Source organism: Oharaeibacter diazotrophicus, assembly GCF_004362745.1.
GTDB lineage: Bacteria > Pseudomonadota > Alphaproteobacteria > Rhizobiales > Pleomorphomonadaceae > Oharaeibacter > Oharaeibacter diazotrophicus.
The window spans coordinates 260,517-273,031 of sequence record NZ_SNXY01000006.1; the positions used below are offsets into that span (position 1 = coordinate 260,517).

General features: G+C 70.8%; 8 protein-coding genes. 5 read left to right on the forward strand and 3 right to left on the reverse strand.

Annotated elements, in window-relative coordinates; genetic code table 11:
• Nucleotides 1-488 precede the first annotated feature (488 nt).
• The 5 genes from EDD54_RS01395 to EDD54_RS01415 all read left to right on the forward strand — a co-directional run bounded on the left by EDD54_RS01395 (nt 489) and on the right by EDD54_RS01415 (nt 6,181).
• Nucleotides 489-1,514 (forward strand): LacI family DNA-binding transcriptional regulator, encoded by a 1,026-nt coding sequence (locus tag EDD54_RS01395; RefSeq protein ID WP_207620249.1) that lies wholly within the window; start codon nt 489-491, stop codon nt 1,512-1,514.
• 88 nt (nt 1,515-1,602) lie between these two features.
• Nucleotides 1,603-2,529 (forward strand): lysophospholipid acyltransferase family protein, encoded by a 927-nt coding sequence (locus EDD54_RS01400; protein WP_166653419.1) that lies wholly within the window; start codon nt 1,603-1,605, stop codon nt 2,527-2,529.
• 80 nt (nt 2,530-2,609) lie between these two features.
• Nucleotides 2,610-3,626: a sulfate adenylyltransferase subunit CysD gene (gene cysD / locus EDD54_RS01405; RefSeq protein ID WP_126537273.1), complete on the forward strand. Its 1,017-nt coding sequence runs from the start codon at nt 2,610-2,612 to the stop codon at nt 3,624-3,626.
• Nucleotides 3,626-5,527: a sulfate adenylyltransferase subunit CysN gene (gene cysN, locus EDD54_RS01410; protein ID WP_126537271.1), complete on the forward strand. Its 1,902-nt coding sequence runs from the start codon at nt 3,626-3,628 to the stop codon at nt 5,525-5,527. Before cysD ends, cysN begins: the two co-directional genes overlap by 1 nt.
• 405 nt (nt 5,528-5,932) lie before the next feature.
• Nucleotides 5,933-6,181: a hypothetical protein gene (locus EDD54_RS01415; protein ID WP_126537269.1), complete on the forward strand. Its 249-nt coding sequence runs from the start codon at nt 5,933-5,935 to the stop codon at nt 6,179-6,181.
• Nucleotides 6,182-6,638: 457 nt separating this feature from the next.
• Here EDD54_RS01415 and EDD54_RS01420 read toward each other — a convergent pair whose 3' ends face one another.
• The 3 genes from EDD54_RS01420 to EDD54_RS01430 all read right to left on the reverse strand — a co-directional run bounded on the left by EDD54_RS01420 (nt 6,639) and on the right by EDD54_RS01430 (nt 12,361).
• A complete protein-coding gene (locus tag EDD54_RS01420; protein ID WP_126537267.1) occupies nt 6,639-8,024 on the reverse strand; it encodes a virulence factor family protein in 1,386 nt (461 codons plus the stop codon).
• Nucleotides 8,021-10,606 carry a bifunctional lysylphosphatidylglycerol flippase/synthetase MprF gene (mprF, locus tag EDD54_RS01425; protein WP_165644637.1) on the reverse strand — a complete coding sequence of 862 codons (2,586 nt, stop codon included), beginning with the start codon at nt 10,604-10,606 and terminating at the stop codon, nt 8,021-8,023. The genes EDD54_RS01420 and mprF overlap by 4 nt, the downstream gene beginning before the upstream one ends.
• Before the next feature lie 168 nt (nt 10,607-10,774).
• Nucleotides 10,775-12,361, reverse strand: coding sequence for a bifunctional aminoglycoside phosphotransferase/ATP-binding protein (locus EDD54_RS01430; RefSeq protein ID WP_126537263.1), 1,587 nt, complete (start codon nt 12,359-12,361; stop codon nt 10,775-10,777).
• Between the last annotated feature and the right edge of the window lie 154 nt (nt 12,362-12,515).

The following is a 12,515-nucleotide window of genomic DNA, read 5'->3' on the forward strand; positions in this document are numbered from 1 at the left end:
TATCCTCCCGTTTCCTGCCTCCGACAAAGCGCCCGGCGTCCGTCTCCTCACCGCCAAACCGCTTTGACACCCCTCGTCCCGATCGTAGCCGTTTCCGAACGCCCGGCACAGCCCGAGGTTCCGCTCACGTGCCGAAATGCACGCGGCGGCGTCGTCGTGCCGGCATTCTCGCCCGCCACGGGCTCGATCGAAGCTCCCCCCTCGATGCCCCGCCGCGCCCGGCGAGCGGTGTCGCCGTGTGGAGGGACGTGTGCGCTCGGAACGTCAAAGCGCTTTGAATGCGGTCATCTTGTCGCGCCGGCTTCGCGATGTCAAGCGGTGCGCATCGGGTCGTGCCCGCCGAAGTGGGGAGCGTGCCCACGGAGATTACGGTTTTCCGCCCCTTCGCCGTGGCCTATCATGACGACCGCGGCGCACTCGTTTCGCGCCGCGACGGATTCCCACGCGCCGCGGCGCCCACTCAAAGCGTTTTGACAGACCACGACCCGATGGCGATGAATCTCAAGGAACTGTCGGCCCACCTGGGGCTGTCGCAGACGACGGTGAGCCGTGCCCTGAACGGCTATCCGGAGGTCAGCGAGGCGACGCGGCTGCGGGTGCTGCAGGCGGCCGAGGAGACCGGCTACCGCCCGAGTCCGGCCGCGCGCCGGCTCGCGACCGGCAAGGCCTACGCCCTCGGCATGGTGTTCCCGGTCGAGCGCAACGTCCTGATGGACCCGCTGTTCGTCGACTTCCTCGCCGGCGTCTCCGAGACGGCGGTGCGCTCGAACTTCGACATCCTGATCAGCCCGACCACAGCCGAGCAGGAGATCGACACCTACGCCCGCCTCGCCCGCAACGGCACGGTCGACGCGGTGATCCTGTCCGGCCCGATGATCGACGACCCCCGCGTCGAGCTGGTGCAGCGCCTCGGTTTTCCCGCCGTGGTGCACGGACGCTCGCATTTCGAGCGTCCGGTCGCCTTCCTCGACATCGACAACGAGGACGCCTTCTTCCAGGCGGTGCGCTTCCTGACCCAGCTCGGCCACCGCCGCATCGCCCTGATCAACGGCGACGAGCGCATGACCTTCGCCGCCGACCGTCGCCGCGGCATGGAGCGCGCGCTCGCCGCCGCCGGCATTTCGCCCGACGACCAGCTCTGGTACGCCGGCGCGATGACGGCGGAGAACGGCTACCGCTTCGCCCGTGCCGCGCTCGCCGAGGCGGATCCGCCGACGGCGGTGCTGGGCTCCTCGATCCTGGTCGGCCACGGCGTGCTGCGCGCCGCCGCCGAGGCTGGCGTCGCCGTGCCCGACGACCTCTCGCTGATCGTCCACGACGACGACATGCCCGCCTTCCGGGCCGACCAGATGCTGCCGCCGCTGACGACCACCCGCTCCTCGATCCGCGCCGCCGGCGCCCGCGTCGCCGAGATGGCGCTGGCGCGCATGCAGGGCGAGAGCGCCGAGACGCTGCAGGAGGTCTGGCCGGTCGAACTGGTGGTGCGCGGCTCGACCGCGCCGCCCCGCCGTTGACTCGGCTTTCAATCCGTCGTCACACGATGTTCGCCGATCCGTCGTAATCGCGATGGGAAGGATTGCGACTCCCGACCGAGGCGCCGTGATGGACGACCTGCTCTTCAGCTACGCCGACCCGACTTTCCCCCCGCTGAAGCGGCGGCTGATCCGCCTGATCGAGAAGGCCACCGGCCAGCCCCGGCTGAAGCGGCTCTACCTCGCCCACCGCGCCGAGCAGGTCGCCGGCGAGAGCTTCTTCCAGTCGGCGCTGCGCCGCCTCGAGATCGACGTCGACATCGACCCCGACGCCCTCGCGGCGGTGCCGCGGCAGGGGCCGCTGGTCGTGGTGGCCAACCACCCCTACGGCGTGCTCGACGGCCTCGCGATCGCCTGGATCGTCGAGAAGGTCCGCTCCGACTTCCTCGTGCTGACGAACGCGGTGCTGTTGCGTGCGCCCGAGGTGCGGCCCTACCTGCTGCCGGTCGACTTCGCCGGCACGCCGGAGGCGCTCGCCACCAACCTCGCCACCCGCGAGGCGGCGCGCCGCCATCTCGACGCCGGCGGCTGCGTGGTGGTGTTCCCGGCCGGCGGCATCTCGACGGCGCCGGACCGTCTCGGGCGCAAGCGCGCGGTCGACGCGCCCTGGCAGCCCTTCGTCGCCCAGCTGATCCACCGGGCGAAGGCGAGCGTGGTGCCGGTGTTCTTCGCCGGCCAGAACAGCCGGCTGTTCCAGATCGCCAGCCACGTCCACGCCGCGCTCAGGCTGTCGCTGATCTTCAAGGAGGTCCGCGACCGCATCGGCACGCGGCTGCCGGTGGCGATCGGCGAGCCGATCCCGTTCGAGGAACTCGCCGCCGGCGGCGACCGGCGCGCGCTGGTCGAGGACCTCCGGGCCCGCACCTACGCCCTCGAGGCCCGGCTCGGCCCGGCGGGCGCGGTGCGTCGGCGGCCGGCGATGGCCCGGCTCGGCGAGGCGATCCGGCGGCGGCGCACCCGGACGCGTTCGGTCCGGCGCGGCGGGCCCGTGACCTGATCGCCGCCAAAGCAATAATTTTTCCCGTTTCGGGGTGCCGACAGGGTGTTCGGCTCTATTCCGACGCCGCGGGCGCGGCTATGTGTCGGCTTCGGTCGCGTCGCGGCCACACGATCGAACCCGCGCGGGCCGAGGGCCGCAAGACGCCCGCGCACATACGGCCAGCCTGCGGCGAGGATGAACCGCACGTGTCCACGGACCGACTGACGCACCTGAAGCGTCTCGAAGCCGAATCCATCTTCATCATTCGGGAGGTGGCGGCGGAGTTCAAGAATCCGGTCATGCTGTATTCGATCGGCAAGGACTCCTCGGTGATGCTTCATCTGGCGATGAAGGCGTTCCACCCGGCCAAGCCTCCCTTCCCGCTGATGCACATCGACACCACGTGGAAGTTCCGCGAGATGGTGCGCTTCCGCGACGAGACGGCGGCGCGGCTCGGGCTCGACCTGATCGTGCACACCAACCAGGACGGCGTCGAGAAGAACGTCAATCCGTTCGACCACGGATCGTCCTTCTACACCAACGTCATGAAGACCGAGGCGCTCAAGGCGGCGCTGACCAAGTACGGCTTCGACGCCGCCTTCGGCGGGGCCCGCCGCGACGAGGAGAAGAGCCGCGCCAAGGAGCGCATCTTCTCCTTCCGCACCGAGACCCACGCCTGGGACCCGAAGAACCAGCGCCCGGAACTCTGGAAGCTCTACAACGCGCGCGTCCGCCAGGGCGAATCGATCCGCGTCTTCCCGCTGTCGAACTGGACCGAGCTCGACATCTGGCAGTACATCCTGCTCGAGAACATACCGATCGTCCCGCTCTACTACGCCGCCGAGCGGCCGGTGGTGGACCGCGACGGCATGCTGATCATGGTCGACGACGACCGTCTGCCGCTGAAGCCCGGCGAGACGCCGGAGAACCGGCTGATCCGCTTCCGCACCCTCGGCTGCTACCCGCTCACCGGCGCCATCGAGAGCCCGGCGGCGAGCCTGCCCGAGATCGTCCGCGAGATGCTGCTCGCCCGCACCTCCGAGCGCTCGGGTCGCCTGATCGACCACGACGAGTCCGCCTCGATGGAGAAGAAGAAGAAGGAGGGCTACTTCTGATGAGCGCGCTCGAACAACTCGACGTCGGTGCCTTCACCGACTACCTCGCCCGCCACGAGAAGAAGAGCCTGCTGCGCTTCCTCACCTGCGGCTCCGTCGACGACGGCAAGTCCACCCTGATCGGGCGGCTGCTCTACGACACCAAGCTGCTGTTCGAGGACCAGCTCCGCTCGCTGGAGCGCGATTCCAAGAAGCACGGCACCGTCGGCGAGGACATCGACTTCGCCCTCCTGGTCGACGGCCTCGAGGCCGAACGCGAGCAGGGCATCACCATCGACGTCGCCTACCGCTTCTTCGCCACCGACCGGCGCAAGTTCATCGTCGCCGACACGCCCGGCCACGAGCAGTACACCCGCAACATGGCGACCGGCGCGTCGAACTCCGACCTCGCCGTCATCCTGGTCGACGCCCGCCACGGCCTGCTGACCCAGACGCGCCGGCACTCCTTCATCGTCTCGCTGCTCGGCATCCGCCACGTGGTGCTGGCGGTCAACAAGATCGACCTCGTCAACTACTCCAAGGAAGTCTTCGACGGCATCGTCGACAGCTACCGCGAGTTCGCCGCCGGCTTCGGCTTCGAGACCTTCGTGCCGATCCCGCTGTCGGCCCGCTTCGGCGACAACGTGCTCGACAAGGGCACGAACATGCCCTGGTACGACGGCCCGACGCTGGTCGAGCACCTCGAGACGGTCAACGTCGCCGACGACGCGCTCGCCAAGCCGTTCCGCATGCCGGTGCAGTGGGTCAACCGCCCGAACCTCGACTTCCGCGGCTTCGCCGGCACCATCGCCTCGGGCACCGTGCGGCCCGGCGACCCGATCGTGGTGGCCAAGTCCGGCCGCGCCTCGACGGTGAAGGCGATCGTCACCTACGACGGCGACAAGGCCGAGGCGAGCGCCGGCGAGGCGGTCACCATCACGCTGGCCGACGAGGTCGACATCTCGCGCGGCGACGTGCTGACCACGCCCGACAACCGGCCCGAGGTCTCCGACCAGTTCGCCGCCCACCTGATCTGGATGGCCGACGAGGCGCTGCTGCCGGGCCGGCCCTACCTGATCAAGATCGGCACCAAGACGGTCGCGGGGCAGGTGACGGAGATCAAGCACAAGATCGACGTCAACTCCTTCAACAAGCTCGCCGCCAAGGACCTGCACCTCAACGAGGTCGCGGTGGTCAACGTCGCGCTGTCCGAGCCGATCGCCTTCGATCCCTACGGCCAGAACCACGACACCGGCGCCTTCATCGTCATCGACCGCCTGTCCAACCTGACGGTCGGTGCCGGCATGGTCGACTTCGGCCTGCGCCGGGCCACCAACGTGCACTGGCAGGCGCTCGACGTCACCAAGGCGTCGCGCGCCGAGGCCAAGCTCCAGAAGCCGGTGATCCTGTGGTTCACCGGCCTGTCGGGCGCCGGCAAGTCGACGGTGGCCAACCTGGTCGAGAAGCGCCTGCACTCGATCGGCCGCCACACCTACACGCTCGACGGCGACAACGTCCGCCACGGCCTCAACAAGGACCTCGGCTTCACCGACGCCGACCGCGTCGAGAACATCCGCCGCGTCGCCGAGGCGGCCAAGCTGTTCGTCGACGCCGGCCTGATCGTGCTGGTGTCGTTCATCTCGCCGTTCCGCTCGGAACGCCGGATGGCGCGCGAACTGGTCGAGGCCGGCGAGTTCGTCGAGGTCTACGTCGACACCCCGCTCGCGGTGGCCGAGACGCGCGACCCGAAGGGCCTCTACCGCAAGGCGCGCGAGGGCAAGATCAAGAACTTCACCGGCATCGACAGCCCCTACGAGGCGCCGGAGAACGCCGAACTCGTGCTCGACACCACGACGCGCCCGGCCGAGGAACTCGCCGAGCAGGTGGTCGAGTACCTGCGCTCGGGCGGCTATCTCGGCTGACGGCACGCCGTTTCGGTCGCGAATCGGAAAGGGCCGGCGCTCCGGGCGGAGCGCCGGCCCTTTCGTTTGCACGGGGCGCGTCGGGGTCTCTACGCAGGCCAGACGAAGCCGGCGGGTCCGAGGGCTCCGAAAGGCTAGGGGAACCCCGTAGCGGCCACCTCGTTATTCTCGCAGACGCGAGTTGATGTTGCGGTGCAATAAAGTTCCGACCAAAGGATGAGTAGCCTCTTGTGGATGCTAATAAACCAGTCGTGAATGGCGCTTGAAGATGACAAGCGCTGTAACCATCATTTAGCCGAGGTCGGAAGTTTACTCGGGTGGTAAGCGACGGAACCGGGAAATTAACGCCGCGTTAACCACCGTGTCGCCAGAGTGGCGAAAAGGACGGGGAGTAGGAGAGACGAGATGGACCTGATGCAGCTCGGTGCAGCATTCGCCGTCGTCGCGTTCGCCGGCTTCGCCCTGTTCGTCGTGACGCTCCGGTCGCGCTTCCAGCTGTTGGCGGCGCAGATCGACGCCGACCGCAACTGCCTGCCGCACGTGCGCTTCGAGCGCGGCCGCCCGCAGAAGCGCCCGCGGCACCTCAAGGCCGGCCGGCTCGCCCGGCTGGGCGCCCGTCACCACCGCGAACGCGGCGAGGGCGCCTTCGCCTGACGGCGGGGAGACGATAGGCGGACGGAGGACGTCCGCGGACGTGAAAGGCGCGGCCCGAGGGGGTCCGCGCCTTTGGCTTTTTCAGGGGTTGGGGGGGCTCGTTGCGGGTGACCGGACACCGGACGATGGAGAGGCCCCCGCCTCGACGTCCCGCTCCGGATGGGAACGCACCTACTCTGTTCTCGAGCCGCCGTTCCCAACTGCGGCTTGGTCGGCGGAGGCCGACCATCCACGTCCTTCCGCGGGAAGGACCGTTGGAACACTCGCATGCCAGCGCCGGGCCCTGGCCCGTGGATGATCCGCCTTCGCGGACCAAGCCATTGAAATAATTGTTCTCACCGTGGGAACCGAGACGAATGTTCCCGCCGGGAAGTTGGCGCCCGTGGCGCAGTGGCGCGCTCCGGAAGGGCAGTCGGCGGGGAGCGGGTACACCGCCCCCGCCGGACCGGGCTATCCCTCAGCCCGCCGGCTTCGGCTTCAGGCGGGCGAGGATCGGGTCGGCGAGGACGTCGTAGGCGCCATCGAAGTGGTGGCCGCCCTCGAGCTTCACGAGTTCGACGTGATCGGGCGAGAGGGTCGGGCAGGCGGTCTCGTCGTCGTCCGAGCCGTAGATGCACTGCACGAGCCCGGCCGGCATCTTGGCGATGTCCGGGGCGGTGAGGTCGCCGTCGCCCTGGAAGCCGACCCAGCCGCCGACCTTGATCTCGAAGTCGGAGGTCGGGGCGAGCGCCAGCAGCGACACCAGCTTCACCTTGGCGGCGACCTCCGGGGCCATTTGCAGATAAGCCGCCGGCAGCGCGTCGGCGCCGAAGGAATAGCCGATCAGCACGACCTGCCGGACCTTCCAGAGCTTGGCGTAGGTGTCGACGATCCGGCCGAGGTCGGCCGCCACCGTCGCCGGCTTCTTCTCGCTCCAGAAGTAGCGCAGGCTGTCGAGGCCGATCGTCGGCACGCCCTTCTCGGCGAGCACGTTGGCGAGGTCGCGGTCGATGTCGCGCCAGCCGCCGTCGCCGGACAGCACGATCGCCATGGTGTCGTAGGCGGGCTTGGCTTTCAGCACGGTGAGCGGCAGGTCGGCGAGCGGCCGGCCGTCGCCGCCGCCGCCCCCGGCGAGCGCGAACCGTCCCGCCTCGACCAGCGCCGCGGAGGCGGTGCGCTCGCTGGTGGTCAGGTTCAGCGCGTAGCCGGCGCGGACGATGTCGTCGACGTGGGCGACGCCGTCCTCGGGCGCGGCCGGCGTGCGGACCACGGTGACGGGATCCGGCAGTGGACCCTCCTGCATGCCGTAGATCCAGCCGCCGTTCGGGTCGCGGCGGTGCGCGCCGCCGCTGCAGAGTTCGCGCTCGAGCGGCAGCGCCGCGCCGGGGTCGACCGCGACGGTGCGGCCGACGGTGGCGTCCGGCGTCTGCGCCGCGACGGCGAGCGCCATCGTGCCGCCGACGCCGGCGCCGAGCACGACCGGGTCGCGGTAGAGCGAGCCGCCGGCCGAGCGTTGCAGTTGCTGGCTGACGCTCTCGACGTCGGAGACGAAATAGGCGCATTCGCCGTCGGCTGCGCCGGCCTCCGCCTTGGCGAAGGTCTTCTTCAGGTCGACGCCGACGACGATCGCGCCGCCGGTGGCGAGGCCGCGCGCCTCGATCTGTTCGGCAAGGCCCCAGCCGTCGGTGCCCGAGAACAGGAAGGCGACGCCGGTCGGCTCGAACGGACGGACCACCTCGGCGATGACGAGGTCGTCGGCCTGCGGCAGCGGTTCGGCCGGCAGCAGCACGCCGGCGGCGACGGCCGCCGCCGCGATGCCGGCGACGAGCAGCACGGCGGGGACGGGGCGGAGCGTCAGGTTCATTTCGCGATCACTCCCTTGAGGCCGCCGCTGATCAGCACGGTGACGTCGGCGAGCGCCAGCACCGGGTTGAGGCCGCCGGCCACCGCCATGTAGCGCGGCGTCCAGATCGGGTCGAACTTGGACTTGAAGGCCCTGAGGCCGTGGAAATTGTAGAAGGCCTCGCCGTGGTCGAAGGCGGCGCGGCCGACCCGGTGCCACAGCGGCGCGACCGGGTTCTCGGACAGGCCCGACAGCGGCGCCATGCCGAGCGAGAACCACGCGTAGCCCTCGGCCTGGAAGTGCAGCAGGATCTTGGCGAACAGCACCTCCATCGCCCCGTTGGGGGCGCCGGGAGCGAAGCGCATCAGATCGATGGTGGCCTCCTCCTTCAGGTCGGTGGTCAGCAGGTTGGCGAAGGCGAGCACCTCCTCGCCGCGCCGGAGCAGCGCGACGTCGGTGCGGGCGACGTAGTCCGGTTCGAACGAGCCGAGCGAGAAGCCCTTCTCGCGCACGGCGTGGGCGTCGAGCCAGGCGTCGGAGATCGCCTGCAACTGCGGCATCACGGCCGCGACCTCGCCCTTCGGCACGATCGAGAAGGTGATGCCGTCGCGCTCGGCCTTGTTGATGGCATTGCGGAACGAGGACCGGCGCGAGCCCTTCAGCGTGAAGTCGGCGAGGCGGATGCGCGCTTCCTCGCCGAGCTTGAAGGCGGAGAGGCCGGCGTCGGCGTAGAGCGCGAGGCTCTCGGCCGGCACCTGGTAGAACACGGCGCGGCCGCCGTGCCGGCGCGCCGTCTCGACGAAGCGCCAGACCAGTTCGGCCCGGGCCGCCGGCGTGCCGCCGATCGGGTCCAGCAGCGCCACCCACGACCGGCCGCGCTTGCCGTACATCACGAAGGCGCTGCCGTCGTCGGAGAACATCACGCTCTTGTCGCCGACCATCACCAGCGAGGCGTCGGCCACCGGCTGGCCGCGGACGATGACGGCGGCGCGCTCGACGTCGTCCTCGGAGGGCCGCTCCGGCCGGCCCGTCGGCGGGCGGGTCAACAGGAAGGCGGCGGCGCCGGCTGCGGCGAGCGCGATGCCGAGCGCGGCCCGCAGGCTGCGCGGGGCTGCCGCCTGGAACTCGAACTGCCACCAGAGCTCGTGGCTGTAGTCGACCTCCTTGTAGACGAAGAACAGGATCGCGACCTCGACCGCCAGCACGGTGGCGACGCACAGCCACCAACCCGGCGACAGCCGGTCGTGGATCAGCGAGGCCGGGCGGTTGAAGATCGGCCGGGTCGTGAGCAGTGCCACCAAGAGGACGGCGAGCAGCAGCGCCTCGCCGATCGCCAGCGCCTTGACCAGCGCCAGCGGGATCGACAGCGCCAGCACGAACACCGAGAACCACCACGCGCCGTCGAGCCGGTGCACGAGGCCGCGGGCGGCGACGATCAGGAAGATGCCGAGCACGCTGGCGAGGAAATGCGCGCCCTCCACCAGCGGCAGCGGGAACACCTGCTGCAGCCAGTCGAGCTTCTCGTCGGGGGCGGGCGTCGCGCCGGAGAACACCAGCATGGCGCCGAGCAGCACCGCCATGGTGCCGAGCACCAGCGGCACCATCGCGCCGGTGGCCCGGCCGATCAGCGGGTTCGAGCCGGCGGCGCGCCGCACCTCGGTGACGGTCAGCGCGGCGACGGCGAGCGCGAGCGGCGCGGCGTAGTAGATGACGCGGTAGAGCAGCAGCGCGCCGAGCACGCCCTCGACCGGAAGCCGGCCGCCGAGGCCGGCGACCACGGTCGCTTCGAACACGCCGACGCCGCCCGGCACGTGGCTGAGGATGCCGAGGCCGATCGCCACCGCGTAGATCGACAGCACCAGCGGATAGGACACCGGGCCGGCCGGCAGCAGGATCCACAGCACCGCCGCCGAGGCGGCGATGTCGACGGTGGTGGCGCCGAGCTGGATCAGGATCTCGCGCGGCCGGGGCAGGGCGATCCGGCGGCCGAACAGCACGACGTGGCCGTCGCCGACCGCGGCGGCGGCGATCAGCGCGGCGATGGCGCCGAGGATCACCACCGCGGCGATCCGGAACACCACCGGCGGCAGGCCGGCGACGTGGGCGATGCCGCGGTCCGCGAACAGGATGCCGAGCGAGCCGACGAATCCGAGGCCGATGCCGAAGGCGACGGTGACGTAGCCGACGATCCGGGCGATCTCCTCCGGCTCGACGCCGAGCGGGGCGTAGAAGCGGTAGCGCACGGTGCCGCCGGTGAGCGGGCCGAAGCCGGCGACGTTGCCGACCGCGTAGGCGCAGAAGCTGGCGAGGGCCACTTGCAGCGGCGGCAACTCGCGGCCGACGAAGGCGAGCGCCAGCCGGTCGTAGACCGACAGGGCGAGGAAGCTGACGGCGGTGAAGACGCCGGCGATCGCCACCGCGCTCCACGGCGTCGCCACGATGGCGGTGGCGAGGTCCTGGTAGTCGACCTCCTGCAGCAGCTTGTTCAGCGCGAAGACCGAAAGGGCGACGGCGGCGAGCGCCGCGGCGATCAGCAGGCGGCCGCGCCAGACCGCCCAGCGGTCCGCGCCGTCGGCCGCGACGGTCGGAGAGTCACGATCCATGATGTCCGGTCCCCCGTGTTCATCGCGCGGAGGAAGGGACCCGGATTGGGGCGAATTACCGGCGGCGTCTCGGGCCGGAGGCCGGATTCGGCCATGCGTCCACCGCATGACGGAGATTTAATCCGGCGGTCATCGGGCGTTCATCGCACGGAAAGGCGGCGGTCAGGATCACGTCGGGCGCCCGTGATCGCCCGGCTGGAGGACCGCGAGGGCATCGGCGACGCAGACGTCGAGCGCCGCCGCCGCGTCGATCCGCATCCAGTCGACGTCGTGGAGTTCGTAGCCCGCCTGACGGAGCACCACCGCGGCGCCGGCATCGGAGGCGTCGGCGCGGCGGGCGTCGACGCGGGCGAGTCGGACGTCGAGCGGGGCGTCGAGGAAGAGCCCGGTGAAGGGCACGCCGGCCGCGGCGGCGACCGCCTCGACCTCGGCGCGGTCCTGCGGGCGGCCGTGGACGGCGTCGACGATCACCGAGGAGCCGGCGGCGAGCAGGCGTGCGGCGCTGCCGTTGAGGGTCGCGAACACCGCGGCGTGCGAGGCCGGATCGGCGTAGTGCTCGACCGGCAGCCGGTCGGTCTCGGCGACGCCGGCGAGGCGCTTGCGGATCACGTCGCTGCGCAGGTGCACCGCGCCGGGGGCGCGCCCGACGTGCGACGCGAGCGCGGCCGCGACGGTGGACTTGCCGCTGCCCGACAGTCCGCCGATCGCCACCAGCTGCGGCGGCACCGGTTCGAGCACCCGCTCGGCGACGGCGAAATAGCGCAGCGCCGCCGTGGCCGCCGCCGGGCGCGCCGCCTCGGCGAGGTTCGGCAGGCCGGCGGCGATCACCTTGGCCCGGATCGTCGCCCGGAGGGCCAGGAAGATCGGCATCGCCGCGACGCCGTCGAGGTCGACGTCCGGTGCGGCGGCGAGATAGCGGGAAACGGCGAGCGCGGCGAGGTCGGGCAGGCCGCGCTCGATCAGGTCCATCACCAGATAGGCGAAGTCGTAGAGCACGTCGCAGGTGGCGATACCGTCGTCGAACTCGATGGCGTCGAACAGGGTGGGCCGGCCGTCGATCAGGGCGACGTTGGCGAGGTGGAGGTCGCCGTGGCAGCGCCGCACCCGGCCGGCGCGGCCGCGGCCGACCAGGAGGTCGCGCAGGTGCCGGAGCTCCGCCGCCATCCGCTCCGACAGCGCGTGCGCCCGCCCCGGCGGGAACACGTCGGCGTTCTCGGCGAAGGCGACCCGGTTCTGCGCCACGTAGTGGACGAGCGAATCGGCGGCCGCGAGGCCGTCTCCGAGCGGGGCGCGCTCGTGGGCGGCGTGGATGGCGTGGACGAGGGCGACGATGGTCGCCGCGCCGAGCTCGCCGCGATCGGCGACGAGGTCGAGCGTCGCGGTTTCGTCGAAGCGGCGCATGTGCACCGCCCACTCCACCACCTCGCCGTCGCCGCCGAGCCGCAGTCGGCCGTCGCGGCGTACCACCGGCACCGCGCCGAGATAGATCCCCGGCGCGCCCGGGCCGTTGATCTCGACCTCGCGCGCGCAGGCGACCCGGCGCTTCTCCAGCGTCGAGAAGTCCATGTAGGGAAAACGCACCGCCCGCTTGACCTTCCAGGCGTCGGCGCCCGCCAGGAACACCGCGGCGCCGTGGGTGTCGATGCGCACCGGTGCCTCGGCGAGGCCGTGGGTGGCGGGATCGGCGAGGAAGTCGAACACCGCGCCCTGGTCCTCGACCACGTGGGCGCGCGTCGCGTCGGCGGTGCGGTCCATGGCGATCCTCCGGCCATCGGGGCGGAACCCCGGTCGCCGACCAGACTAGCGCGGACGAGCCGGTCCGGCCTTGCGCGAAATCATGGAATCGCGCCCGCCGTGGGCGTCGCTGTCATACGAAGTATGCATAACTCGATTTAGCGACATGCGTTAT